Source organism: Microbacterium sp. SORGH_AS_0888 (assembly GCF_030818905.1).
Lineage (GTDB): Bacteria > Actinomycetota > Actinomycetes > Actinomycetales > Microbacteriaceae > Microbacterium.
In genome coordinates this window covers 3,516,707-3,542,105 of record NZ_JAUTAZ010000001.1, presented here as the reverse complement: position 1 = coordinate 3,542,105, position 25,399 = coordinate 3,516,707, and the positions used below count along the sequence as shown (strand labels likewise).

Below are 25,399 nucleotides of genomic sequence, written 5' to 3'. Positions count from 1 at the left end.
GCCGACGCATCCGTCCGTCCTGCAGCTGCCGGGAGGAGGGGCGGCCCCGCGAGGCCGCCCCTCCGGCTCACTTCAGGCCGTAGATCGGATCGGGTGCGCCCTCCTTCTCCGCGCTGAGGCCGAGCGGCACGTTCGTGCGATCGCGCAGCAGCAGGGTCGCGGCGAAGGCGATCACCATGACGGCCGCGATGTACCACGCGACGGCCCAGCTGGTGCCGGTGGCCTGGACCAGCCAGGCCGAGATGAGCGGAGCGAAGGCGCCGCCGAGGATCGCGCCGATCGCGTAGGCGATCGAGACGCCCGAGTAGCGGATGGATGCGGGGAAGAGCTCCGTGAAGTAGGCGGCCTGCGGCCCGTAGGTCAACCCGTTCCCGACCGTGAACAGCGCGATCCCGACGAAGAACAGCCACGCGTTGCCGGTGTTCACGAACGGGAACAGCAGCCACACCGTGATGAGGAACACGATCCATCCGATGATGTAGGTGTTGCGCCGGCCGATCCGGTCGGAGACCGCGCCGCCGATCCAGGTGAACAGGAGCCACACGAGCGCCGAGGCGGCGACGGCGAGCAGCACGGGAGTGCGCTCCATGCCGACGTGGCCGCCGTCGGCGACCGGCGTGGTCGCATAGCTCTGCAGGAAGCCGCCGGTGGTCATGTAGCCCGCCGCGTTGTTGCCGGCGAAGGTGAGCGCGGCGAGGATGACGAGAAGCCAGTGCCTGCGGAACAGCTGGACGGCCGGCATCCGCGTGCGCTCGCGCTTCTGCGACAGCTCGGTGAACACGGGGCTCTCCTCGACCGTGCGGCGGACGAGGATGCCGACCACGATCAGCACGAAGCTGAGGAGGAAGGGGATGCGCCAGCCCCACTCCACGAAGGCCTGACCGGGCGAGATCACGCCGGTCATGAGGGCGAGCATGCCGGACGCCAGCAGCATGCCCAGCGGCACGCCCATCTGCGGGAACGCCCCCATGCGGCCGCGCCGCCCCTGCGGGGCGTGCTCGACGGCCATGAGCACCGCGCCGCCCCACTCGCCGCCCGTGGACAGCCCCTGCAGGACGCGCAGGAGCACGAGCAGGATCGGCGCGAGCATGCCGATCTGGGCATACGTCGGGAGCACGCCGATGAGGGTCGTCGCGCCGCCCATGAGGATCAGCGTCCACACGAGCATCGCCTTGCGGCCGATCCGGTCGCCGAAGTGACCGGCGAGGAACGCGCCGAGGGGACGGAACAGGAAGCTGACCCCGACGGTCGCGAAGGACAGCAGCACGCCCGCCTGGGCCCCGGCCGGCTGGAAGAACAGCGTCGCGAACACCAGGCCGGCCGCGTTGGCATAGAGGAAGAAGTCGTACCACTCGATCGTGGTCCCGATGACGGTCGCGACGGCGACCTTCCTCATGTCCGCACCCGTGGCGATGCGGTTCGTGAATGGTGAGGCGCTCATGCGCGATGACTCCTTCGTCTGGTGGACTGCGTCGTCCGGAAAGCCGGTGCACGGCTTGCCGTGGCACTCACGGATCATATACGATCCAAACCGACCTGCAAGAGCGAGGGAGCTCATGACCACCCACACGACCGACGGCGCGGACCCCCGCTTCGCCGCACTGCCGCAGCGGCCGGGCAAGATCATCGCGGTGCACCTCAGCTATCCCTCCCGCGCCGACCAGCGCGGGAGACGCCCCTCCGCGCCGTCCTACTTCTTCAAGCCGTCGAGCTCCGTCGCCGCCTCCGGCGCGACGATCGAGCGCCCCGCCGGCACCGAGCTGCTCGCCTTCGAGGGCGAGGTCGCGATCGTGATCGGCGAACCGACGCGCCGGGTGCCGATCGAGCGGGCGTGGGAGCACGTCGGCTGGGTCACGGCATCCAACGACTTCGGACTGTACGACCTGCGCGCGAACGACCGCGGGTCGAACGTCCGCTCCAAGGGGGGCGACGGCTACACCCCCGTCGGACCCGCGCTCATCGACGCCCGCGCGGTGGATCCGGAGGCGCTGCGGGTGCGGGTGTGGGTCAACGGACGGCTCGCACAGGACGACACGACCACGGACCTGCTCTTCCCCCTCGCCCAGATCGTCGCGGACCTCTCGCAGCACTTCACGCTCGAGTGCGGCGACGTCATCCTCACGGGCACCCCGGCGGGATCCTCCGTCGTCGTGCCCGGGGACGTCGTCGAGGTCGAGGTCGACGCGCCGACCGCGCCGGGCGCACCCTCCTCGGGACGGCTCGTGACGACCGTCGTGCCCGGCGAGCGCGGATTCGACCCGGCGCTCGGCTCGCTTCCCGCCGTCGACGACCTCCAGCGCGCCGAGGCGTGGGGCTCGCCCGAGGCGGCGGGGCTCCCCGCGCCCGAGGAGCCCGCGCCCGTGCTCACCGACGCGCTGCGCGCCAAGCTCGAGCGCGTGCCGGTCGCCGGTCTCTCCCAGCAGCTGCGCAGACGCGGGCTCGACAACGTGACGATCGACGGGGTACATCCCGTCCACCCCGGCGCCAAGCTCGTCGGCACGGCGCGAACGCTCCGATTCGTCCCGAACCGCGAGGACCTCTTCGCCGCGCACGGCGGCGGCTACAACGCTCAGAAGCGCGCCTTCGACACGGTCGGCCCCGGCGAGGTGATCGTGATCGAGGCCCGCGGCGAGTCGGGCTCCGGCACGCTCGGCGACGTGCTCGCCATCCGCGCCCACGCCCGCGGCGCCGCCGGCATCGTCACCGACGGCGGCGTGCGCGACTACGACGCGGTCGCCGCGGTCGGCATCCCCGTCTACACGGCCGGCGCTCACCCGGCGGTCCTCGGTCGCAAGCACGTTCCCTGGGAGCACGACGTCACGATCGGCTGCGGCGGCACGACCGTGCAGCCCGGCGACATCCTCGTCGGCGACGCCGACGGCGTGATCGTCCTGCCGCCCGCGCTCGCCGAGGAGGTCGCGGATGCCGCGCTCGCCCAGGAGGACGAGGACGCCTGGATCGCGGCCCGCGTCGCCGAGGGTCACCCGGTCGAGGGCCTGTTCCCGCTGAACGCCGAGTGGCGGGCGCGCTACGAGGACGAGCGCGGGCGATGACCGAGACGACGCTGGCGGCGAGCAAGTCCGAGCGCGCCTACGACTGGCTGCGCGCCCGCATCGTCGGACGCGAGTACCACGCCGGGCACCGCCTCGTGCTCGGCGCGATCGCCGACGAGCTGGGCATGAGCGTCGTCCCCGTGCGCGAGGCGATCCGCCGCCTCGAGGCCGAGGGGCTCGTGAGCTTCGAGCGCAACGTGGGCGCACGCGTCGCCTACCTCGACGAGCGCGAGTACGTGTTCGCGATGCAGACGCTGGGTCTCGTCGAGGGGGCCGCGACCTCGCTGTCGGCGCCACTGCTCTCCGCCTCCGACCTCGAGCGGGCGCTCGATGTCAACGAGCGCATGACCATCCTCCTCGACGACTTCGACCCGCACGAGTTCACGGTCCTCAACCAGCAGTTCCACTCCGTGCTCTACGAGCCGTGCCCGAACCCGCACATCCTCGACCTCGTCCACCGCGGGTGGGGTCGCCTCGCGAACCTGCGCGACACCACCTTCGCGTTCGTGCCGGGGCGCGCCCACCACTCCGTCGCCGAGCACGTCGAGATCATCGACCTCATCCGTGCCGGCGCGGACCCGATCGAGATCGAGCTCGCAGCCCGCAACCACCGCTGGCGCACGACGGACGCCTTCCTCGCCGCCCGGCGCCACGACTCCCCCCGCCCCACCGAATCGGAGGCATCATGACCGATACCGCTCCCCGTCTGGACGCCCGGCACGTGCCGGCGGACCTGCCCGACCGCATCCGGCACTACATCGACGGCGCCTTCGTCGACTCGGAGGACGGCGACACCTTCGAGGTGCTGGAGCCGGTCTCCAACGAGGTCTACGTCCGGGCCGCCGCCGGCAAGAAGGCCGACATCGACCGCGCCGTCGCGGCCGCGAAGCGTGCGTTCGACGAGGGTCCCTGGCCGCGCATGCTGCCCCGCGAGCGCTCCCGCGTCCTCCACCGCATCGCCGACATCGTGGAGTCGCGCGACGCCCGGCTCGCCGAGCTCGAGTCCTTCGACTCGGGGCTGCCGATCACGCAGGCGCTCGGTCAGGCACGCCGCGCCGCGGAGAACTTCCGGTTCTTCGGCGACCTGATCGTCGCCCAGGCCGACGACACCTTCAAGGTGCCGGGACGTCAGATCAACTACGTCAACCGCAAGCCGATCGGTGTGGCGGGCCTCATCACCCCGTGGAACACGCCGTTCATGCTCGAGTCGTGGAAGCTCGGCCCCGCGCTCGCCACCGGCAACACGGTCGTGCTCAAGCCCGCCGAGTTCACCCCCCTGTCGGCATCGCTGTGGGCCGGGATCTTCGAGGAGGCCGGGCTGCCGCAGGGCGTGTTCAACCTCGTGAACGGACTGGGCGAGGATGCCGGGGACGCGCTCGTGAAGCACCCCGACGTCCCGCTCATCTCCTTCACCGGTGAGAGCCGTACGGGGCAGATCATCTTCGGCAACGCGGCCCCGCACCTCAAGGGCCTGTCGATGGAGCTCGGCGGCAAGAGCCCCGCCATCGTGTTCGCCGACGCGGACCTCGACGCCGCGATCGACGCCACGATCTTCGGCGTGTTCTCGCTCAACGGCGAACGGTGCACGGCGGGCAGCCGCATCCTCGTGCAGCGCGAGGTCTACGACGAGTTCGTCGAGCGTTACGCGGCGCAGGCCCGGCGCGTCGTCGTGGGCTACCCGCACGACCCGAGGACCGAGGTCGGGGCGCTCGTGCACCCGGAGCACTTCGCGAAGGTCATGGGCTACATCGAGATCGGCAAGGGCGAGGGACGCCTCGTCGCCGGTGGCGGCCGGCCCGACGGCTTCGCCTTCGGCAACTTCGTGGCCCCGACGGTGTTCGCCGACGTGCCGCCCACGGCCCGCATCTTCCAGGAGGAGATCTTCGGCCCCGTCGTGGCGATCACCCCGTTCGACACGGACGAGGAGGCCCTCGCCCTCGCGAACGACACGAAGTACGGCCTCGCCGCATACGTCTGGACCAACGACCTGAAGCGCTCCCACAACATCGCCCAGAGCATCGAGGCCGGCATGGTCTGGCTCAACTCGAACAACGTGCGCGACCTGCGCACCCCGTTCGGCGGCGTCAAGGCGTCGGGGCTCGGCCACGAGGGCGGGTACCGCTCGATCGACTTCTACACCGACCAGCAGGCGGTGCACATCACGCTCGGCGAGGTGCACAACCCCACGTTCGGCAAGCAGGACCGCTAGGCCCTCTCCCGAGGACCCGACCAGAGAGCAAGGACGCTGACATGACCACACGCGACGACATGACCCTCACCTCTTCCGGCTTCTACGTGTCGCAGGAGGCCCCCATCACGACCGACGACCCGGTCCCGACGCCCTCGGCGCCCGCGCCCGACATCCTGCGCTGCGCGTACATGGAGCTCGTGGTGACCGACCTCGCCGCCTCGCGGCGGTTCTACGTCGACGTGCTGGGGCTGACGGTCACCGAGGAGGACGAGAGCACGATCTACCTGCGCTCGCTCGAGGAGTTCATCCACCACAACCTCGTGCTGCGCCAGGGACCGGTCGCCGCCGTCGCCGCGTTCAGCTACCGCGTGCGCTCGACCGAGGACCTCGACCGAGCCGTCGCCTTCTACACCGAGCTGGGCTGCGACGTCCGCCGCAACCCGGACGGCTTCACGAAGGGCATCGGCGACTCGGTGCGCGTCGTCGACCCGCTGGGCTTCCCGTACGAGTTCTTCCACGACGTCGAGCACGTCGAGCGTCTCGCCTGGCGCTACGACCTCTACACCCCCGGCGCGCTCGTGCGCCTGGACCACTTCAACCAGGTCACCCCCGACGTCCCCCGCGCGACGAGGTTCATGCAGGACCTCGGCTTCCGGGTGACCGAGGACATCCAGGACGAGGAGGGCACGGTGTACGCGGCCTGGATGCGCCGCAAGCCCACCGTGCACGACACGGCCATGACCGGCGGCGACGGACCGCGCATGCACCACGTCGCGTTCTCGACGCACGAGAAGCACAACATCCTCGCGATCTGCGACAAGCTGGGCGCGCTGCGCATCTCGGACCGCATCGAGCGGGGACCCGGGCGCCACGGCGTCTCGAACGCGTTCTACCTGTACCTGCGCGACCCCGACGGCCACCGCGTCGAGATCTACACCCAGGACTACTACACGGGCGACCCCGACAACCCCGTCGTCACCTGGGACGTGCACGACAACCAGCGTCGCGACTTCTGGGGCAACCCCGTGGTCCCCAGCTGGTACACCGAGGCCTCGCTCGTCCTCGACCTCGACGGCAACCCGCAGCCGGTGCGCGCCCGCACGGACTCCAGCGAGATGGCGGCCACGATCGGTGCGGACGGCTTCAGCTACACCCGCGCCGGCGAGGACGAGTCCCTCCCCGCGTGGAAGCAGGGCGAGTACAAGCTGGGCCACCAGCTCTGACGCCCGATGGAGCGAACCGGATGTTGACCCCCGCACAGATCGAGCAGATCGCCGGCGAGCTCGCCGACGCCGACCGCGACCACACCGTGGTCCCCCGCATCACGGCGCGCTTCCCGGAGGCGACGATCGAGGACTCCTACACCATCCAGCGGGTCTGGCGCGACCGGCAGCTCGCCGCAGGGCGCCGGCTCGTGGGCCGCAAGATCGGGCTCACCTCCAAGGCGATGCAGCAGGCGACGGGGATCACCGAGCCCGACTACGGCGTCATGTTCGACGACACGGTCTACCCCTCCGGCTCCGAGATCCCGGTCGCGCACTTCTCGAACGTGCGCATCGAGGTGGAGCTCGCCTTCGTCCTCGCCGCCCCGCTCGAGGGACCCGGTGTGACGCTCGAGGACGTCCTGGCCGCGACCGACCACGTCGTCCCCGCACTCGAGGTGCTCAACTCGCACATCGAGCTCGAGGGGCGCACGATCGTCGACACGATCAGCGACAACGCCGCCTACGGCGCCATGGTGCTCGGCGACACCCGCAGGAAGGTCGACGAGATCGACCTCCGCTGGGTGCCGGCACTGCTGGCGCGCAACGGCGAGATCGAGGAGACGGGTGTCGCCGCGGGCGTCCTGGGGCACCCCGCGACGGGCGTCGCGTGGCTGGCCGACAAGTTCCACCAGCATGGTGCACGCTTGGAGGCGGGTGAGATCATCCTGGCGGGCTCGTTCACGAGGCCGATGTGGGTCGGCCGCGGCGACGAGGTCCGCGCCGACTACGGACCGATGGGAGTCGTGGAATGCCGCTTCATCTGAGCCCGACCCTCCGCGACCGGCTGACTGCGGCATCCGGACCGCTGGCGGGGATCTGGGTGTGCTCGGGCTCTCCGCTCGTGGCGGAGATCTGCGCCGGCTCCGGGATGGACTGGACGCTCATCGACATGGAGCACTCCCCCAACGGGCTGGAGTCCGTGCTCGCGCAGCTGCAGGCGGTCGCCGCGTACCCGATCACGCCGGTCGTGCGCGTTCCCGTCGCCGACACGGTCGTGATCAAGCAGGTGCTGGACCTCGGCGCGCAGAACCTCCTGGTGCCCATGGTCTCGTCGGCGGAGGAGGCCCGTCGGGTCGTCGAGGCGGTGCGCTATCCGCCGCGCGGACGTCGCGGCGTGGGCTCGGCGCTCGCCCGGTCCGCGCGATGGAACCGGGTCGAGGACTATCTCGCGAACGCCGATGCGCACGTGTCGCTGTTCGTGCAGGTCGAGACCGTCGCGGCCGTCGAGGCGGCGGGCGAGATCGCCGCGGTGGACGGGGTCGACGGGGTGTTCGTGGGGCCGAGCGACCTGGCGGCGTCCATGGGACTGCTGGGTCAGCAGACGCATCCGGATGTCGTGGCCGCCGTGCGCCGTGCGTTCGACGCGGTGCGCGCAGCCGGCACGCCGGTCGGGGTCAACGCCTTCGATCCCGTCGCGGCCGACGACTACGTCGCGGCCGGAGCGTCGTTCCTGCTGGTGGGCGCCGATGTCGCGATCCTCGCGCGCGGGTCGGAGGCTCTCGCCGCGCGCTGGTCGGCTCCGTCGGCCTCCCCCACCGCGTCCTACTGACCCCGATTTTCAGCGAGACCAGTCCGCCGCGCCGAGACCAGCGGGTAACCCACCGGTCTCGGCGCGCGGGACTGGTCTCGCGGTCAGCGGCTGGCGGTCAGCGCGCGACCGGCTCCCCGCAGGAGCCGCACACACCCGTGGGCGGCACCTCCATGAAGCACGTCGGGCACACCGCGCGCGGACGCTCGACCACGGCGGGACGTCGCGGCGCCCGCTCGGCGCGCGGCTCCGCGGCACGCGAGCCCGCACGTCCGTGCGCAGCGCGCGCCGCCGGAGCAGTCACCGCGGGAGCGGCCACGACCGCCGCGGGCACGTGCTCGGCGCAGTAGAAGCGCACGTAGCCGCCGTGGTCGCGAGGGTGTCGATGCTTGTAGGCGAGCAGCTGCTCGCGGGCCACCGCATCCGCCGTCGGGCCGCAGGCGACGCAGCGCGCGGGCTCTCCCGGCACGAGCTCGGCGAGCACGACGGGCACCTCGAAGGCGAGCGTGTCCCGCCAGTCCGACCCAGAGTTCACCCGCACGACGCTCTCCTCCCGGTACGGCGACGACATCGCCCCGGCGAGTTTACGCGTCCCGGGTGAACGGCGGGTCACGGCTCAGCCGGGCAGGTACCGCCGCTCCCACCCGGACGCGGTGCGCACGTACTCGACACGGCGACTGGCCGCATCCGGATTCGCCACCCAGAACAGCAGACGGTGCGGCCGGACGCCGTAGCCCACCCACTCGGCGGGCTGGGCCGGCTCGGGGTGCTCCTCGCGGAACGCCGCCCACGTCGCCTCGCGGGTGGCCAGCGGCATCCGCGCGTACTCGAAGGTGTTCTGCCACGCCAGCTGCTTCAGATACGGCGAGCGCCGCCGGAACGCGTCCGACAGCTCCTCCTCGGATGCCGGCAGCGCCGTCCCCTGCACGACCAGCTGCCGCGAGAAGTCGGGCCAGAGCACGGTCAGCGACACCCGCGGATCCGCCCGCAGATCCGTCACCTTGCGACTGCGCGCATCCGTGTGGAAGAAGAAGCGCTCACCGTCGAACTCGCTGAGCAGCAGCGTGCGGCTGCGGGGGAAGCCGTCCGCGTCGATCGTCGCGACGACCATCCGCATCGGGTCCTCGTCCGGTCCCGGCAACCAGGACGCCGCGAGAGCGGCGGGGTCGTCGGCGGGGGCGTCCCCCTGCACGGGATCGGCCTCGAAACGCGCCATGGTCATCTCCTCGATTCCGTAGGGTGCGTCCGCCTAGGCGAACTCGAACCCGTCGATCTCCGTCAGCGCCTCCGTGACGAACCGCACCGCGCCGGCGAACAGCGCGGACCCCGCCTCGGCGTTGGCGCCCGTGGGGTCGCCGATGACGCCGCTCGGCCCGAAGTCGTCGCTCGTCCACCCGAACATGACGGGCTTGCCGTTGAAGCCGATGTGCCGCATCCCGGCGATCCTCTCCGGCACGTTTCGCGGCGGGAACGGCTCGCGCACGAGGTGCGGTGCGATGTGCATCACGACGGATGTCTCGGCGAAGCCGGCGTGGATGCCCTGGCCGAGCTCGTCGGGCCGCCCGTCGTGACCGTCGCCCGCGCCGCCGATGCTCGCGGGCATCGAGAACGATCGGAGCCCGAATCGGCGGTGCAGCTCGCGGTTGGCCCAGCCGAGGAGCATGACGTTGCCGCCGTGCCCGTTGACGAACGCCACAGTGCGGGCGGGCGTCATCGCGATCGACCGCCCGATCTCGACCAGCTGGTCGAGCAGCGTCGTGCCCTCCAGCCACAGCGTTCCGGGGGCCCAGTGGTGCTCGTCCGACTTGCCGTACGACACGGTCGGCAGGAGCCACGCGTCCACCCCCGCGGCCGCCGCGCGCTCGACGGCGGCGGATGCCACCGTCTCGGCGACGAGGGCATCGGTCGACAGCGGCAGGTGCGGCCCGTGGTGCTCGATCGCGCCGATCGGCACGACCGCGATGGAGCGATCGGTGAGGGTCTCGTTCAGCGCGGGCCCGGGCAGGTCGGCCCAGCGACGCGACGCGGCGGTCATCGCGACGCCTCCGCCGGGAAGGATGCCGCAGGTCGCAGGACGAGACGGATGTCGCAGCGTTCGGGCGTGATCGTGCGACGCCCGCGCCATTGTGCGACGGTGACCCCGGTCATCGGATCGCTCCCTTGGTCGGGCCCGCGTACTCGGGATTGAGCTTGCCCGGGTTGAGGAGGCCGTCGGGGTCGGTCGTGCGGGCGAGCTCGACCGTCTCCTCGAGCCGGAAGTCGACGTTCCACTGATGCGGGTTGTGCACGCCGACGCCGAGCTCGCCGAGCCGCTCGATGCCCTCGTACACCGCCTCGGGGCTCTCGTAGACGCCCGCGAGCATCCCGATCGGCGCGGTGTGGCCGGCCTCGATGTGCAGGAGGCCGCCCGGGTACACCGCGTGCACCTCGTCGATCCGATCGACGAGGGCGTCGCCGGAGACCTCGACGTGGAAGTAGACGCCGGGCTCGGACTTCTGCAGCCACTCGATCGGGTGGTTGTAGCTGAGCACCGACAGCGCGGCGGAGGCCTGCGGTCCCTCGCGCACGTCCTCGATGCGGCCGCCTGCTCCCTCGATGACGGCGGTCGCCATCGCGAGGATCGCGGGATCGGCGATCATCCGCAGCGAGCTGCGGCCCTCCGGGAAGGCCGGGTCCGGCGGCAGCTGCGCCGTGATGTGCACGGTGTCGGCCGAGACGAGCCGCGGCGCGGGCTGGAGCCGTCCGAGCTCGCGCAGCACCGAGAGGGAGCCCGCGAAGTCGGGGAACGAGGCGTAGAGCCCCCGCCAGTCCTGGAGCGGCTCGAGGCGCACGGTCGCCCGGGCGATGATCCCGGCCGTGCCGTAGTTGTGCACGAAGCCGTTGGCCTCTTCGCCCTCGAGGTGGAGGAGAGCGGGGGCCGAGGCCGGCGTCACGACGTCGAGCGCCACGACGAACCCCATGTGGTTGGCCCCGTGGGCGATGGTCCCGGTGCCGCCGGAACCACCGGCGAGGAAGCCGCCGACCGTGGTGTGCACGGTCGAGGGGTACATCCACAGCTCCTGACCGGCCTGGCGGGCGGCCTGCTCGAGCGCGTTCATGGGGGCACCGGCATCCGCCGTGATGAACCCCTCGCCGACCTCGACGATCGTGCGGGCGCGGGACGTGTCGAGCACGAGGCCGCCCTGCATCGGGATCGCCTGGCCGTAGTTGCCGGTGCCCTTGCCGCGGGGCGTGATCGGGACGCCGTGGCGGACTGCGAGGCCCACGACGGCGCCGATCTCCTCGGCCGTGGCGGGGAAGGCGACGAGGTCGGCGACGCCGAGCGGCAGGAGCTCGGCGATGATCGGCGACATCCTCGCGCCGTCGACGGACGCCTTCTCACGCTGACGGAGATCGGATGAGACCCCGCGGGGTCCGAGCAGCTCCCTGAGCTCGGCTTCGAGGGCGTCGTAGTCGGGTCTGGTCATGGTGGTCCTCCATCGCAGTGCATCTCCCGACGAAGGGGCGCGGTGAGCCGGGTGATGAGTCACTCGCCGCGCTGGCTGTGCCGAGACCATGATGCGCGCTGCATGTTTCAGCCGTGCAACACGCCGTTTTCCGGATGCGGTCGCGTCAGCCGATCGCGAGCCAGCGGCTCGTGCGGGTGTCCGCCACGATCGCGCCGCGACGGATCACGAGACGATCGGCCGGTGCATCCGCGACCGCCTCGACCAGCGAGCCGGCCCGGATCGCGAGGAGGTCGGCGGGCGCGCCGGGGACCACGCCGGCCGCGGGAAGCCCCATGACCTCGCGCGCCCCGGTCGAGACGGCGACGTAGGCCTCGTCGACCGTCAGGTGGGATGCCGCCACCAGCAGCATTGCCGTCTCCAGCGCATCGCTGCGTCCGAGCGGGTTGAACGGGTCGCGCACGTTGTCGGCACCGGCCGCGAAGCGCGCGCCCGCGGCCCGCAGCGCGCGGGCCGGCGCGATGCCGCGCGGCGTCGCGACCTCCTCCCCCCAGCCCTGCAGGTACAGGTTCGTGATCGGGTTGGCGATGATGCCGATGCCGCTGGCGACGACACCCGCGATCACCTCGTCGCGCGCGCCGACGTCCAGCGTCCCGAGCCGGACGCAGTGCCCGGCGGACCGGTTCTGCGCCCATCCGGCCGTGCGGCGCGCGTAGGCGCCGAGCGTGACCGCCGCGGCGAGTCCCTCGTCGGTGTGCAGGTCGACCGGCACGCCGCGCCGCTCGGCGACGTCGAGCAGCCGGTGGAGGTCCGCGATCGGGTCGTCGGCCAGGTGGGAGGCGCCCCCGACGACGTCCGCGCCCGCGTCCAGCGCGGCCTCCAGGTGCGCCGTCGGGACGTCGGGACCGGCGAGCGCGACGATCTGGATGTCCAGGAGATCGTGGAGCTGCTCGCGGACCGCCACGAGCGCCTCGATGCCGCGCAGCGGCGCCTCGCCGAGGAGCACGTCGACGTGCGTGCGGATCGCGGTCGTGCCGGCGGCCAGCATCCGCAGCGCCTGCGTGCGGGCGCGCGCCTCGACGTCCGCCGTCGTCATGGTCGCGGCGTATCCGCGCCACGCCGCGATCGCCGCGCGCAGGTCTCCCATCGGCGGGCGGATCGCGTCCCAGCTGAGCGCTTTGTCGAGGTGCGCGTGGGGCTCGGCGGTCGCGGGCAGCAGCAGGTGACCGCTCAGGTCCAGGTCGGCGCCGGTGAGCGATCCCGCCGTCTCGACCGCGACGATCAGGCCGTCCTCGATGACGACGTCGGCCGCGCGACCGTCGGACAGCGTGGCACCCGTCAGCGTGCGCACCGCTCGTGCTGTCGGCATCCCCGTCTCCGTTCCCGGGGCGCCGCGGAGCGCCCCGCCCCACCGTAGCCGCCTCCGCACGGGCGTGGTCACACGCTCGCGGGTGTGATCTGGCCGACACATCCGGGTACTACCGTGACCGGGTGAGTTACTTCAGCGACGTCGAACGCGACCTCGTGGTCGCCGAGCGCACAGACCTCGCCGACGGCGTGGTCGCGCTCGACCTCGTGGCCCACAACGGCCGCGACCTGCCCGCGTGGACACCCGGCTCCCATGTCGACCTGATCCTCGGGCCCGGCCTCGAACGCCAGTACTCGTTGTGCGGAGACGCCGAGGACCGCACGCGCTGGCGCGTCGCCGTCCTGCGCGAGACGGCCGGCCGCGGCGGCTCGATGCGCGTGCACGACGAGGTCGTGGTGGGTCAGCGGCTCCGGGTCCGCGGGCCGCGGAACCACTTCGCGTTCGAGCCCGCCCCCGGGATGCGTTACCGGTTCGTGGCGGGCGGGATCGGCATCACGCCGATCCGTGGGATGGTGCGGGCGGCGGAGGCCGCGGGCGCGGACTGGACGCTGGACTACGCGGGCCGCTCGCGGTCGACGATGGCGTTCGCGACCGCGCTGACAGAGGCGTTCGGCGACCGCGTGCACGTGCACGCCGCCGACGAGGGCGGGCGGCTGGACGTCGCCGGCTTCGCGGCCGGGCTCGAGGAGACCGACGCCGTCTACGTGTGCGGGCCGGCGCGGCTGATCCAGGCGCTGGAGTCGGCGGTGCCGGAAGGCCGCCTGCACGTCGAGCGGTTCGAGGCGAAGGAGTTCGGCGCGCCGGTGTGGCCGGAGCCGTTCGAGGTGGAGCTGGCGACATCCGGGGAGATCGTGACGGTCGCCCCGGAGCAGTCGGTCCTCGAGGCGATCGAGGAGCAGGCTCCCGACACGCTCGTGCTCTCGAGCTGCCGCCGCGGCACCTGCGGGACCTGCGAGGTCGCGGTGCTGGAGGGCGAGGTCGAGCACCGCGACTCGGTGCTCACCCCGCTCGAGCAGGAGGGCGACACGATCATGATGATCTGCGTGTCCCGCGCGGCCTGCCCGCGCCTCGTGCTGGACCTCTGACCCGGTCCCCGTTCCCGGCCGTCCCGCCCGGCGGATCGGGCTCCGTCTCCCCGACGCCGCGACCGAGGGCAGGATGTCGACGGCACGGGCCGCGCGGAGCGGACCGTCACGCCGACGCGGCCAGCCGGCGGCGCAGCCCCGCCACCAGCGCCCGCTCGTCGACGCCCACCAGCCGGTAGTCGCGCACCACGACGCGGCCTCCCACCACGACGTGGCGGGGCCGGCGCCCGGGGGCCGCCCAGAGGAGCCCCGCGACCGGATCGGCGACGCCCGCGTCGGCGACGCCGGAGACATCCCACACGCACAGGTCGGCGCGGGCCCCGATGCGCAGATGGCCGATGTCGTCCCGCCCGAGCCCGGTCGCCCCGCCCGCCGTCGCCATGCCGAGCACGGTGCGCGCCGCGAGCGGCGTGCCGACCAGGCCCGAGACCTGCATCGCCAGCCGCGCGTCGGCCAGCAGATGGCCCGCGTCGTTGGAGCCGCCGCCGGAGGTCCCCAGGCCGACCGCGATCCCCGCCTCCTGCAGCGCGGCCACCGGCGCGATCCCCCAGCCCATGGGGACGTCGCATCCGGGCGCGTGGGTCGCCGTCACCCCGGCCGTCGCGAGGCGCGAGATCTCCGCGGGCTGCACGTCGCACAGATGCGCGATCGTGACGTCGGGCGCGAGCCAGCCCCACTCCTCGAGCAGGTCGAGCGGGCGCCGGCCGTACCGTTCGAGCGCGATCTCGGTGTCGACCTGCTCGTTGGCCTGCGTCCGGCGTCGGAGGCCGTGGCGCGCCGCGACCTCGCCGAGCCGGCGGAACGTCGCCTCGGAGTCGGAGTGGACACCCGCCGGACCGACGGCGACCTGCAGCATGCCGTCCGCCGTCGCCCCGCCGGCCCCGGGCGCGAACGAGGACACGATCGCCTCGGCGCTCTCGGCCGCGAGCCCGGGGTCGTCGCGCGCGGTGCCGCGGACGAAGACGAGGCGCGCGCCGAGCGCGCGTGCCGCCTCCGCGATCGCCTGCGCGATCGCGACCGTCTCGCCCACCGGGTCGGCCGACCCCTCGGGCGAGGGCCAGTTGAGCTGGTGGTCCGCGACCGTGGTCACCCCGCACAGGAGCGACTCGGCGAGCCCGACGGAGGCGGTCGCCGCCACGAGCGATGCGTCGATGCCCGCCCGCGCGTAGGCGCTCGCCATGGCGGGAAGCCACTCGCGCATGGGGACGCCGCGCGTGTCCGGCAGCGTGCGGAACCCGCTCTGCAGGAGATGGTGGTGGGCGTTGACGAGTCCCGGCGTCACGACGGCGCCGGAGACATCCAGCTCCTCGGTCGACGCGTCGGCGGATGCGGCGATCCGGCCATCCGCCCCGATGGCGAGGTCGCCGCGGGTCTCGACGCCGCTGTCCACCCAGATGTGTGCGGCATCCTTCAGCACGAGCATCAGGCGATGCTCGCAGACCCACATGACGGGCACGTTTCGCGGGCGGCCGTAGGCTGGTCGATCATCCGAGGGGACACCGTCATGCGCGAACTCAGGCCGGCCGCAGGGGTCGGATTCGCGGCGGACGTGCGCGTGGACACGGATCAGGAGTGGGGGCGGTTCGCCCCGTCCTCGGCCGAGCGCGCGGCGCTGGCCGCACTCGGCGATGGGCTCGGGGTGCGGATCCGGCCCGCACGCCTCCGGCTCGCCGACGGCAGCCGCGTGGAGATCGACGGGGCATCCGAGGACGGCGCCGTCGTTGTGCAGCTCCCGCTGCGCGGCGGCGAGTTCACCTCGCAGCACCGGAACAAGATCATGGCCGACATGTTCAAGCTGAGCTGGCTCCGCGAGCATGCCGCTCCGGGCGCGCGCTGCGTGCTCTGCGTGAGGGAGAACGCCCGCGGCGCCTTCCGCGGGGGCGGCTGGCTCGCGCGGGCGGCGACGGACTCCGGCATCGAGGTCATCGAGTGGGACGACGCCGGTCTGCGCACGCTCGTGCCGGACCGTCGCGGCTGACCGGCTCGGTTTGCCACCCCCTCGCCGGATGGGCTATCGTCTGGGTCACTTGCGTGGACCTCCGCCGGGCCACCGCGAACACGTTCGCCCGGCACGCTTTCCATGGCCGTCGATCCTGTCTCGATTTCCTGGAGGCCTCATGGTCTGCTCCACCCCGACAACCGCCGAACGACGCCGCGTCGCGGGACACCGCGCATGAGCGCCACCGAGTACGGCGTCTTCCTCCCCAACGCCTCCGGCGGCTGGCTCATCTCCGAGTCCGCCCCGTATCCGCCCGCCTCCTACGACTACAACCGGCGCGTCGCCGTGCTGGGCGAGCAGATCGGCCTCGACTTCGTCATGGCGATGGCCAAGTGGCGCGGCTTCGGCGGCACGACCGACCACTGGGGCGAGACGCTCGAGTCGGTGACCATGATGGCCGGGATCGCCGAGGCGACCTCGCGCGTCAAGATCTGGGCGACGATCCACGCCAACATGCAGAATCCGGCGTTCGCGGCGAAGGTCTTCGCCACGCTGCAGCAGGTCAGCGGCGGCCGTGCGGGCATGAACATCGTCAACGGCTCGTACATCGACGAGTTCGAGCAGATGGGCATCTGGGACCCCGACATGACCCATGCCGAGCGGTACCGGATGACCGAGGAGTGGACCCGGCTCGTGCTGCGGCTGTGGACGGAGGACAGCGTGACCGAGGAGGGCGAGTTCTTCACCCTCCGCGACTGTCAGTCGCGACCGCACCCGACTCCGCTCCCCGAGCTCATCAGCGCCGGCCGGTCGGAGAGCGGCCGCGCGTTCCAGGCCCGGTACGCGGACGGCGCGTTCCTGGCCGCCGAGAGCCTGCAGGAGATGGCGGCCTACTCCCGCGACGTGCACGAGCGCGCGGCCTCCCAGGGGCGCACGGTGCGGACGTACTCGATGCTGACGGTCGTCCTCGGCGAGACGGATGCGGCCGCCGCCGAGCGTGCCGCCTCCTACGCCGCCGGGATCGACCGCGCGGCGCTGGCGAACATGCGGCGATCGTGGGGATGGGACGCCCAGCGCGCGCTGTCGTGGGCGACCGACGCAGAGGGCGAGGAGGCGTTCCAGACACCGTACGTGACCGGCTCCCCCGCGACCGTCGTCGAGCGGATCCGCGAGCTCGTCACGGGAGCGGAGCTGGACGGGCTCATGCTGATCTTCCCCGACTATCTGGAGGACATGCCGCTCTTCGGCGAGACGGTGCTGCCCGCGCTGCGCACGACGCCGGACGGGAGCGCATCCTCGTGAACGCCTCGCCCGACGCGCTCCGGACGCGCCAGCTCTCCGCGCTGCGGGCGCGCGCCGGCCGCGGCGCACTGCTCGTCGTCGATGTCCAGCGCTCCTTCGCCGACCCCGAGTTCGTGGCGCCCTACGGCCTGGGCGAGGACGATCTCGCACGGCTGGACGCCGCGGTCGCGCGCTGCGAGCGACTCGTCGCCGAGGCCCGCGAGATCGGCGTGCCCGTGATCTGGCTCGAGCTGGAGAGCGGCCCGGGCGCGCACTGGAGAGCGAGCTCCTGGCTCACGCTCGGCGACGCGGCGGCACCGCTGATCAACGCGCCCTGCGTCGCCGGCACGGTCGGCGCCGACTGGTACCGTCTGAGCCCCCTGGCGGGCGAGAAGCGGATCCGCAAGCACCGCTACAGCGGGTTCGTGGGCACGGATCTGGAGAGCCACCTCGCCGCCTCGGGGGTCGAGTGGGTCGCCGTGGCCGGGCTGACGACCGAGTGCTGCGTCGCCGCGACCGCCTTCGACGCGTTCCAGCGCGATCTGCTGGTCACGATCCCCGCCGACGCGACGACCGCGTACGAGGCCGGCCTGCACGAGGCGACGCTCGCGGCGCTCGCCCTCAACGTCGCGCTCGTCGTGACCGGGGACGAGCTGGTCGGGCTGTGGCGGCGGGAGGCCACGGCATGAGCGGCGGCATCCACACCGCCTTCGATCTCTCCTTCACGCACACGGAGGGCCGCTGGGCCCGACCGGGCTCCTGGATCGGCCGCGACTTCCCGGACGTGCGGATGTTCCAGGAGATCGCCGTCACGGCGGAGCGGGCCGGGGTCGATCTGCTCTTCTTCGGCGACGGCAGCGGCATCCCCGACACCTGGCGCGGCTCCATCGCGCCCGCCGTGGAGTGGGGCATCCAGTGGCCGCGCCACGACATGAGCCCGATCGTGGCGGCGATGGCGGGAGTGACGAGTGAGATCGGCTTCGGGCTGACCTACTCCTCGACGTTCATGCACCCGTTCTACGTCGCGCGGCTGCTCAACTCGCTCGATCACGTGACCTCCGGCAGGATCGCGTTCAACGTGGTGGCCTCGACCCGCAGCGCGGATGCGGCCAACTACGGCTTCGACGAGCTCATGGCGCACGACGAGCGCTACGAGCGGATGGCGGAGTTCATCGGCGTGTGCCGGGCCCTGTGGCGCTCGGTCGAGCCGGATGCGATCCTCCGCGACCGCGCGACGGGGCGCTTCGCCGACCCGAGCAAGGTGCACCCGATCGACCACCGCGGGCGGTACTTCTCCGTCAAGGGTCCGCTCAGCGCCGTGCCGAGCCCCCAGATCGAGCCGGTTCTCGTGCAGGCCGGAGGCTCCCCCGCCGGGATCCGCACCTCGGCGGCCTTCGTCGAGCTCGCCTTCGGGTTCGGCGGCTCCGTGGCGGCGCAGCAGCGGTACCGGACGGCGCTCGACGAGGCGCTGACGGCTGCGGGCCGCGATCCGGCGCGGGTGGGCATCCTGTGGGCGACGCAGGTGATCGTGGCGCCGACGGCCGAGTCCGCCGCGGCGCGGCGCCGCGACATCCTCTCCTTCTGGGACGAGGAGGCCGTCGGCGCGCACCTCTCGCACAACGCCGGGTTCGATTTCTCCGGCCTCCCCCGCGAGTTCCGCCTGGGCGATCTGGCCGAGCGGATCCGCGCCGCGCAGGCGACCCCCGGAGGGCTCGTCGGGATGCTCGTCGACACCTACGGGGAGGACCACCGGATCAGCCGCGCGGACTTCTTCGAGCACGGCTGGCGGCACGCGACCGGCCTGGACCACACGCTCTGCGGCACGGCGGAGTCGGTCGCGGACGCCCTCGAGGAGAACTTCGCGGCGACCGGGGCCCGCGGCGGGTACATGTTCAGCTCCCCGCTGGCCACGCCGTCGGGGCTGGCGGATGTCGCCGAGCTGCTCCTGCCGGAGCTGCGGCGTCGCGGCGCGCTGGCGCCCCGTTCGGCGGGCTCCACCCTGCGCGAGCGTCTGTGCGTCTGATCGGGGCAGGTCGTGCACGCCCGCCCCGCGGCGCCTCGCCGTGGCTCGCGCTGACCGCGCTGTGCCTCGGCTTCTTCCTCCTGCTGCTGGACAGCACGATCGTCGCGGTCGCGATCCCGGCGATCTCGGCGGGCATGGGCGTCTCGACCGCTGCGACGGTGTGGGTCAACAGCGGATACCTGTTCGCCTACGCCGTTCCGCTGCTGTTCGCAGGGCGATGGGGCGACCGGACCGGCCCGCGCCGCGTCTATCTGATCGGCCTGGTGCTGTTCGTCGCGGCATCGGCCGCAGGCGGACTCTCCCCGACCCTGCCGCTGCTCACGCTCTCGCGCATCGCCCAGGGGCTGGGGGCGGCGCTCATGACACCGCAGACGCTCGCGATCATCCGTCGGAGCTTCGACCGGGCGGCGCTGCCGATCGCCCTGGGGATCTGGGGCAGCGTCGGCGGGGTGGCGGCAGCGGCGGGCCCCGTGCTCGGCGGGCTCCTCGTCGCCTGGCTGGGATGGCCATCGATCTTCCTGGCGAACGTCCCCCTCGGCGCTCTCGCGGTGCTGCTGACGCTGCTGTGGGTGCCCGATGTGCCCCGGACACGGGGAACGATCCCGGTCGCGACCGTCCTGCTGAGCGCCGCGGGGGTGTTCCTGGTCGTCCTGGGCATCCACGAGGCCGGCGCGTGGCCGGCGGACCGCTCCGCGGGGCTGGCCGCGGCCGGCGCAGCGCTCCTCGTCGTCGCGTTCGTCGTCCAGCCGCGGGCGCCGGAGCGGGCGCTCGTCCCGGCGCTCCTCGTGCGGCGACGCGCCTTCGTGCTGGCGACCGGCGCGGCGACCGGCGCGAGCTTCATCGTCGGCTCGGCGCTCGTGCCGATCATGGTCTCGCTCCAGGAGGACCAGGGGCTCGACGTCTCCCGGTCCACCCTCGCCCTTCTGCCGCTGGGCGTCGTCTCGGCGCTGACGGCGCCGGTGGCCGGCCGGAGCGTGGCACGATGGGGCGCGCGGCCGGTCGCGCTCCTGGGGGCCCTCGCGCTCACCGGCTCGATCCTCGGCTGTGCACTCGCGGTGCAGCAGCAGGCGGGACCCGTCCCGATCGCCGTGGCGATGGGGGTCTTCGGTCTGGGCAACTCGTTCGTGTGGTCGCCGCTGGCCACGACGGCCATGACGGCGGTGCCGACCGCGTATGCCGGGTCCGCATCGGGGGCCTACAACGCGACCCGGCAGGGCGGCGCGGTGATCGGCAGCGCCGTCGTCGCGGCGACGATCGCGGCATCCGGGCCCGCCGCCTCGCTGTGGGTCCTGGGCGCGGCCGGGGTGGCGACCCTGGTGTGCGCCGCCGGCATCCCCCGCGGCGCGGGGCGCACCCCGCCCATCGAGGATGCGGGAACGTCACCCGCGAACGGCTGAGGCCGGATGTCGCGTCCCCGGCCTCAGTGCATGACCATCCCGCCCGTGATGTTGAGGGCCTGCCCCGTCATGTAGCGCCCGTCCGCGGAGGCGAGGAAGAGCGCGAGCCCGGCGATGTCGTCCGGCATCCCGAGTCGTCCGAGGGGCGAGTAGCTCGACCACAGCGCGACCTGCTCGGGCGTGCGGGTGCCCGCCCCCATCTCGGTGAGCACGTACCCCGGGCATAACGCGTTCACGCGCACGTCGTGCTCCCCCAGCTCGAGGGCCGCGACCCGCGTCAGCGCGACGACCGCGGCTTTGGAGGCCGCGTAGGCGACCTGCCCCTCGCCGCCGGTCTTGGCCGCCATGGACGCGAGATTGATGATGGATCCGCCGCGTCCCGCGTCGATCATCGCGCGCGCGGCCGCCTGGATCGTGAGCAGCATGGAGCGGCTGTTGATGGCGAACACCTCGTCCCACTCCTCCGGCGAGGTCTCCAGCACGGATCCGAAGCGGAGGGTCCCGGCGTTGTTGACCAGCACGTCCACCCCGCCCAGCGACGAGATCGCGCTCGTGGTCGCCTCGTGCACCGCCCGCACATCGCGCAGGTCCACCTGGACGAAGCCGCCGCCGATCGCGGCGGCATGGACCTCGCCCTCCGCACGGAGGCGATCGAGGATGACGACGGCGGCGCCCTCCGATGCGAACCGCTGGGCGATCGCCGCGCCGATGCCGCGCGCCCCGCCGGTGACGATGACCTTCGCTCCCCCGAATCGATGGGACGGGGACGTTTCCACGGGCTTCGCTCCCGACACGGCTCTCCTCTCATCCGCGCTCTCGCACGACGTGACGAGTTCAGGATGTCAGCTGGGTCCGCGCCGTCCCCCGCGGAGCAAAAAGCTTTTACACGCCCGAAATAAAACGATTTAGATCGTGACTCGATTCCTTGTTAGCGTCCCCCTCACGCGCTCGACCCGAAGCCACATCCCCCGCGCGCAGGCACCACCCCATATCAGCCAGCCGACACATCGGCGCCGCATGGAAGGTCCCACCATGACGACATCCGTCTCCCGCTTCACCGCCACCCCGGCGATCGCTCTCGCCTCCCTCACCGCCCTCACCCTGCTGCTCTCGGCCTGCTCGGGATCCGCCGGCGATGCGCCCTCCGGCGACAGCAGCCTCATCAGCGCCGACCGCTGTGCCGAGAACAAGGCCGCCGGTCCGATCACCTTCCTCACCTCCTACAACTACGTCGCATCCCCCGGGCTCCTCGACGTCATCACCGCGAAGGAGCAGGGGCTGTTCGCCGACCTCTGCCTGGACGTCACGATCCAGCCGGGATCGAACAACGCCCAGCTCGTCAGCGCGGGCACGGCGCAGTTCGCGGGCGTCGGGAGCCCGTCCGATGTCATGGTCGCGATCGCCAACGGCGCCGACATCTCCGGCATCGCGACGTACGGGAACACGACCGCGAACAGCCTGCTGACGATGCCCTCGATCACCTCGCTCACGCAGCTCGAGGGGACGACGGTCGGATACAAGGGCGCCATCCCGCCGCAGATCTCGGCCATGCTCGCCGCCGCCGGCGTCGACAGCAGCAAGATCAACTGGGTCTCCGTCGGCTACGACCCCACGATCCTCCCGCAGGGGCAGGTCACCGGTCTCACGGCGTACAAGTCGAACGAGCCGCTCGTGCTCGCCGCCAAGGGCGAGAAGGTCACGGAGTGGGATCCGGCCAGCTACGACGTCAAGTCGGCGTTCAACACCCAGATCGTCAACAACACCTTCAAGAAGGAGCACCCGACCGCCGTCGAGGACTTCCTCCGCGCCAGCCTCCACGCGTACGGCTGGATCAACGAGTCGGATGACAACCTGACTCAGGCGTTGGGCTACGCCTCCGCCCTCTCCGACGCCGGCTACGACATGGATCTCAGCCGTGAGCGCTGGAAGACGGAGGTCGGACTCGTCGAGAAGACCCAGCCCGCCGACCTTCCGATCGGCGGCCAGAACGTCGCCCAGTGGACGCCGGAGGCCGACATGCTCGTGCAGTACAAGCTCGTCCCGTCGGCTCCCGACCTGAGCGCGGCGATCGACACGAGCTTCATCGACGCGATCTACACGGGGACGACGCTGATCTGGCCCGCCTCCTGATGAAGGCCTGGGTCCAGACCGGCTTCGGCGGACCGGAGGTGCGGCGACTGATCGAGGTCGCCGCACCCTCCGCCGCCCCGGACGAGGTCGTCGTGCGCACGCTCGCGCTCGCGCTGAACCGGCTGGACGTGCTGCAGCGGCGCGAGCCGGTCGTGGCGGGGATGTCGGTCCCCCACGTGGCCGGGATGGACCTGGTCGGCGAGGTCGTGACGGTCGGCTCGTCTCCGGAGAGCAGGCGGCTGCTCGGGGCGACGGTCCTCGTGGATCCGGTGGTCAGCTGCGGCGACTGCGACTACTGCCGCGCGAACACCCCGACGTACTGCTCCGCCTTCGCGACGATCGGCTCCACGCGGCCGGGCGGCATGGCCGAGCTCGTCGCCGTGCCCGCCCGCAACTGCACCGTCGTCGACGTGGATCCCGGAGACGACGCGCGCATCGCCGAGCTGGCGGCGCTTCCGGTGGCCTGCGCCACCGCGTGGCGGGGGCTGCTCGGCGCCGGCCGCCTGGAGGCGGGCGAGACGGTCGTGATCCCCGGCGCGGGGTCGGGGCTGGGCGCCGCCGGAGTGCAGATCGCCCTGTCCCGCGGAGCGAAGGTCATCACGATGGTCTCCGGAGCGGCGAAGGCCGTGCGCGCCGCAGGGCTCGGCGCGCACCACGTGATCGACCGCACGGCGACGAGCGACTGGGTCGCGGAGGTGCACCGTCTCACCGGCGGCGTCGGCGCGGACATGGTCTGGGACCACGTCGGCGGCGAGTTCCTCGGCGCGTCGCTGCGCGCGACGCGCCCCGGCGGGCGCGTCGTGCTCTCGGGCACCACCGCGGGCCTGGACATGCGCCTGCACCTTCCCGACCTGTACCAGCCGGGGCGCAGCATCCTGGGACACGGCAGCTACAGCCGCCAGGACATGTCGTCGGCGATCGCGGCGTTCACGGACGGGCAGTTCTCGGTCGTGCTCGACTCGGTCTGGCCGTTCGAACGGCTGGACGAGGCCGAGGCCCGGCTCGAGTCGAACGAGTTCTTCGGGAAGATCGTCGTGCGGGGGCCGGGCGCGGTCGTCGCGGCAGAAGGGCAGGAAACGCCATGAAGGAAGCAGTCACCTCGACCACGACGATCGATCTGCGCGGCGTGGGCAGGACCTACGTGAAGGGCAAGAAGTCCGTCACCGCCCTCACCGGCGTCGACCTGACGATCCGCCGCGGCGAGTTCGTCACCCTGTTCGGGCCATCCGGCTGCGGAAAGTCCACGCTGCTGCGGCTGATCGCGGGGCTCGACACCCAGACCTCTGGCGAGATCTCGGTCTTCGGCCAGACGCCGCGAACCGCGTCGCGCCACAAGGACATCGCGTGGATCCCGCAGTCCTCCGCGCTCCTGCCGTGGCTCGACATCCGGGCCAACGCCTCACTGTCCTCGATGGTGAACAAGAAGGCGGACCGGGCGGGTCTGACCTCCCGCCGGCCGGAGGACGCGGACGCCCTGCTGAAGGAGGTCGGACTCGGGGACTTCGCCGACTCCCGGCCCGCACAGCTCTCCGGCGGCATGCGCCAGCGAGCCTCCATCGCGCGCGGATTCGCCCAGGGGGCGCCCCTCATGCTGATGGACGAGCCGTTCTCGGCCCTCGACGAGCTCACGCGCGACACGCTGCGCATCCGGCTGCTCGAGCTCTGGGACCGCCACAAGAAGACGATCGTGTTCGTGACCCACTCCGCCGACGAGGCCGTGCTCCTCAGCGACCGGGTCGTGGTGATGAGCCCGCGCCCGGGGCGCATCCATCGCGTGGTGGATGTGGGGCTTCCACGCCCGCGGACGTGGGAGCTGACGGAGTCCCCCGAGTTCGTGGCGAAGGTCGCCGAGGTCAAACACGTGCTGTGGAGCGCGTGGGGAGGAGACGAATGAACGCCGACACGGCCCTGCGCGGCACTCCTCGTCGTCGTGCGTCGATCTCGGCACGCACGGGCGGCTGGCTGCTGACGGTCCTCGCCCCGCTCGTGCTGTTCGCCGTGCTCGCCGTGCTGTGGCAGTGGACGGCGAGCGTCTTCAAGAGCGTCCTCCCGCCGATCCAGGACATCCTGGCCGACATCGCGCGGCGTCCGCCGTTCTACCTGTCGAACCTCGGCGTCACGCTGCAGTCCGCGTTGCTCGGACTCCTCTTCGGCGTCGTGGTCGCGCTCGCCCTCGGGGCGGCCGTCGTGCACTTCCGGTTCCTTCGCGCGGCGATCATGCCCGTCGCGCTCCTCCTGAACGTCACCCCGATCGTCGCGATCGCCCCGGCGCTCGTGGTCGCCTTCGGGTTCAACGAGACGCCGCGGATCATCGTCGCAGCCCTCAGCGCCTTCTTCCCCATGCTGATCAACGCGATCGCCGGGCTGCGGGCGGTCGATCCCCAGGCACTGGAGGTCTTCGACGCGATGGCGGCCAGTCGCCGGGAGATCTTCTTCCGCCTGCGGGTGCCCTCGAGCCTGCCCTATCTGTTCGCCGGCGCGCGGCTGGCCATCACCGCCGCCATGGTGGGCGCGGTCGTGTCGGAGTTCAGCGGGTCCAGCAAGGGATTGGGGGCGGTGATCGTGACCGCGACGACATACCTCAACCTGCCGCAGATGTGGGCGGCGATCCTCTTCTCCGCTCTGACGACGCTCTGTCTCATGGGCCTGGTCGGCCTTCTGGAGCGGCTGATCGTGCGCTGGTAGCGTGTGC

Annotated in this window: 24 protein-coding genes; 16 read left to right on the top strand and 8 right to left on the bottom strand. The window is 72.2% G+C overall.

Annotated elements, in window-relative coordinates; genetic code table 11:
- Positions 1-67 precede the first annotated feature (67 nt).
- Entirely contained in the window at positions 68-1,441 is a 1,374-nt protein-coding gene (locus QE381_RS17370; protein WP_307220206.1) for an MFS transporter, read from the bottom strand.
- Positions 1,442-1,556: 115 nt separating this feature from the next.
- Here QE381_RS17370 and QE381_RS17365 point away from each other — a divergent pair, with 115 nt between their 5' ends.
- Genes QE381_RS17365 through QE381_RS17340 form a run of 6 tightly spaced genes read left to right on the top strand, consistent with a single transcriptional unit; the run spans position 1,557 to position 8,058 of the window.
- Positions 1,557-3,053: a fumarylacetoacetate hydrolase family protein gene (locus tag QE381_RS17365; RefSeq protein WP_307220204.1), complete on the top strand. Its 1,497-nt coding sequence runs from the start codon at positions 1,557-1,559 to the stop codon at positions 3,051-3,053.
- Positions 3,050-3,742: a GntR family transcriptional regulator gene (locus QE381_RS17360; protein WP_307220202.1), complete on the top strand. Its 693-nt coding sequence runs from the start codon at positions 3,050-3,052 to the stop codon at positions 3,740-3,742. The genes QE381_RS17365 and QE381_RS17360 overlap by 4 nt, the downstream gene beginning before the upstream one ends.
- Positions 3,739-5,262 (top strand): 5-carboxymethyl-2-hydroxymuconate semialdehyde dehydrogenase, encoded by a 1,524-nt coding sequence (gene hpaE / locus QE381_RS17355; RefSeq protein WP_307220200.1) that lies wholly within the window; start codon positions 3,739-3,741, stop codon positions 5,260-5,262. The genes QE381_RS17360 and hpaE overlap by 4 nt, the downstream gene beginning before the upstream one ends.
- A 41-nt stretch (positions 5,263-5,303) precedes the next feature.
- Positions 5,304-6,467: a 3,4-dihydroxyphenylacetate 2,3-dioxygenase gene (hpaD, locus tag QE381_RS17350; RefSeq protein WP_307220198.1), complete on the top strand. Its 1,164-nt coding sequence runs from the start codon at positions 5,304-5,306 to the stop codon at positions 6,465-6,467.
- A 20-nt stretch (positions 6,468-6,487) separates the two neighbouring features.
- Positions 6,488-7,273 carry a fumarylacetoacetate hydrolase family protein gene (locus QE381_RS17345; RefSeq protein WP_307220196.1) on the top strand — a complete coding sequence of 262 codons (786 nt, stop codon included), beginning with the start codon at positions 6,488-6,490 and terminating at the stop codon, positions 7,271-7,273.
- Positions 7,258-8,058, top strand: coding sequence for an HpcH/HpaI aldolase/citrate lyase family protein (locus QE381_RS17340; protein WP_307220195.1), 801 nt, complete (start codon positions 7,258-7,260; stop codon positions 8,056-8,058). Before QE381_RS17345 ends, QE381_RS17340 begins: the two co-directional genes overlap by 16 nt.
- A gap of 97 nt (positions 8,059-8,155) precedes the next feature.
- On the opposite strand, the gene QE381_RS17335 is transcribed toward QE381_RS17340, so the two are convergent.
- The 5 genes from QE381_RS17335 to QE381_RS17315 all read right to left on the bottom strand — a co-directional run bounded on the left by QE381_RS17335 (position 8,156) and on the right by QE381_RS17315 (position 12,852).
- A complete protein-coding gene (locus tag QE381_RS17335) occupies positions 8,156-8,578 on the bottom strand; it encodes a glucose-6-phosphate dehydrogenase (RefSeq protein WP_307220193.1) in 423 nt (140 codons plus the stop codon).
- Between the two features lie 75 nt (positions 8,579-8,653).
- On the bottom strand, positions 8,654-9,253 hold the full coding sequence (locus QE381_RS17330; RefSeq protein ID WP_307220191.1) for a pyridoxamine 5'-phosphate oxidase family protein: 600 nt from the start codon (positions 9,251-9,253) through the stop codon (positions 8,654-8,656).
- 33 nt (positions 9,254-9,286) lie between these two features.
- A complete protein-coding gene (locus tag QE381_RS17325; protein WP_307220190.1) occupies positions 9,287-10,072 on the bottom strand; it encodes a creatininase family protein in 786 nt (261 codons plus the stop codon).
- A 109-nt stretch (positions 10,073-10,181) separates the two neighbouring features.
- On the bottom strand, positions 10,182-11,504 hold the full coding sequence (locus QE381_RS17320) for an FAD-binding oxidoreductase (protein ID WP_307220189.1): 1,323 nt from the start codon (positions 11,502-11,504) through the stop codon (positions 10,182-10,184).
- A 145-nt stretch (positions 11,505-11,649) separates the two neighbouring features.
- On the bottom strand, positions 11,650-12,852 hold the full coding sequence (locus QE381_RS17315) for an amidohydrolase family protein (RefSeq protein ID WP_307220187.1): 1,203 nt from the start codon (positions 12,850-12,852) through the stop codon (positions 11,650-11,652).
- 122 nt (positions 12,853-12,974) lie between these two features.
- Here QE381_RS17315 and QE381_RS17310 point away from each other — a divergent pair, with 122 nt between their 5' ends.
- Positions 12,975-13,937 carry a PDR/VanB family oxidoreductase gene (locus tag QE381_RS17310; protein ID WP_307220186.1) on the top strand — a complete coding sequence of 321 codons (963 nt, stop codon included), beginning with the start codon at positions 12,975-12,977 and terminating at the stop codon, positions 13,935-13,937.
- A gap of 106 nt (positions 13,938-14,043) precedes the next feature.
- Here QE381_RS17310 and QE381_RS17305 read toward each other — a convergent pair whose 3' ends face one another.
- A complete protein-coding gene (locus QE381_RS17305; RefSeq protein ID WP_307220184.1) occupies positions 14,044-15,360 on the bottom strand; it encodes an amidohydrolase family protein in 1,317 nt (438 codons plus the stop codon).
- An 81-nt stretch (positions 15,361-15,441) separates the two neighbouring features.
- On the opposite strand from QE381_RS17305, the gene QE381_RS17300 reads away from it, so the two are divergent.
- The 5 genes from QE381_RS17300 to QE381_RS17280 all read left to right on the top strand — a co-directional run bounded on the left by QE381_RS17300 (position 15,442) and on the right by QE381_RS17280 (position 20,577).
- The gene (locus QE381_RS17300) at positions 15,442-15,915 is read left to right on the top strand and encodes a hypothetical protein (protein WP_307220182.1); all 474 of its coding nucleotides are present in this window, start codon (positions 15,442-15,444) and stop codon (positions 15,913-15,915) included.
- A gap of 195 nt (positions 15,916-16,110) precedes the next feature.
- Positions 16,111-17,178 (top strand): LLM class flavin-dependent oxidoreductase, encoded by a 1,068-nt coding sequence (locus QE381_RS17295; protein WP_307220181.1) that lies wholly within the window; start codon positions 16,111-16,113, stop codon positions 17,176-17,178.
- Entirely contained in the window at positions 17,175-17,846 is a 672-nt protein-coding gene (locus QE381_RS17290; protein ID WP_307220179.1) for a cysteine hydrolase family protein, read from the top strand. The genes QE381_RS17295 and QE381_RS17290 overlap by 4 nt, the downstream gene beginning before the upstream one ends.
- Positions 17,843-19,180 (top strand): NtaA/DmoA family FMN-dependent monooxygenase, encoded by a 1,338-nt coding sequence (locus QE381_RS17285; RefSeq protein ID WP_307220178.1) that lies wholly within the window; start codon positions 17,843-17,845, stop codon positions 19,178-19,180. The genes QE381_RS17290 and QE381_RS17285 overlap by 4 nt, the downstream gene beginning before the upstream one ends.
- Complete coding sequence (locus QE381_RS17280; protein WP_307220176.1) at positions 19,171-20,577, top strand: MFS transporter; 1,407 nt, start codon at positions 19,171-19,173, stop codon at positions 20,575-20,577. The genes QE381_RS17285 and QE381_RS17280 overlap by 10 nt, the downstream gene beginning before the upstream one ends.
- Before the next feature lie 23 nt (positions 20,578-20,600).
- Here the strand turns inward: QE381_RS17280 and QE381_RS17275 are convergent, their stop codons facing one another.
- Entirely contained in the window at positions 20,601-21,353 is a 753-nt protein-coding gene (locus QE381_RS17275) for an SDR family NAD(P)-dependent oxidoreductase (RefSeq protein WP_307220174.1), read from the bottom strand.
- A gap of 256 nt (positions 21,354-21,609) precedes the next feature.
- Here QE381_RS17275 and QE381_RS17270 point away from each other — a divergent pair, with 256 nt between their 5' ends.
- Genes QE381_RS17270 through QE381_RS17255 form a run of 4 tightly spaced genes read left to right on the top strand, consistent with a single transcriptional unit; the run spans position 21,610 to position 25,392 of the window.
- A complete protein-coding gene (locus tag QE381_RS17270; protein WP_307220172.1) occupies positions 21,610-22,707 on the top strand; it encodes an ABC transporter substrate-binding protein in 1,098 nt (365 codons plus the stop codon).
- Positions 22,707-23,792: a zinc-binding dehydrogenase gene (locus tag QE381_RS17265; RefSeq protein ID WP_307220170.1), complete on the top strand. Its 1,086-nt coding sequence runs from the start codon at positions 22,707-22,709 to the stop codon at positions 23,790-23,792. The genes QE381_RS17270 and QE381_RS17265 overlap by 1 nt, the downstream gene beginning before the upstream one ends.
- Entirely contained in the window at positions 23,789-24,601 is an 813-nt protein-coding gene (locus QE381_RS17260) for an ABC transporter ATP-binding protein (protein ID WP_307220168.1), read from the top strand. The genes QE381_RS17265 and QE381_RS17260 overlap by 4 nt, the downstream gene beginning before the upstream one ends.
- Positions 24,598-25,392 (top strand): ABC transporter permease, encoded by a 795-nt coding sequence (locus tag QE381_RS17255; RefSeq protein WP_307220167.1) that lies wholly within the window; start codon positions 24,598-24,600, stop codon positions 25,390-25,392. Before QE381_RS17260 ends, QE381_RS17255 begins: the two co-directional genes overlap by 4 nt.
- Positions 25,393-25,399: the final 7 nt, after the last annotated feature.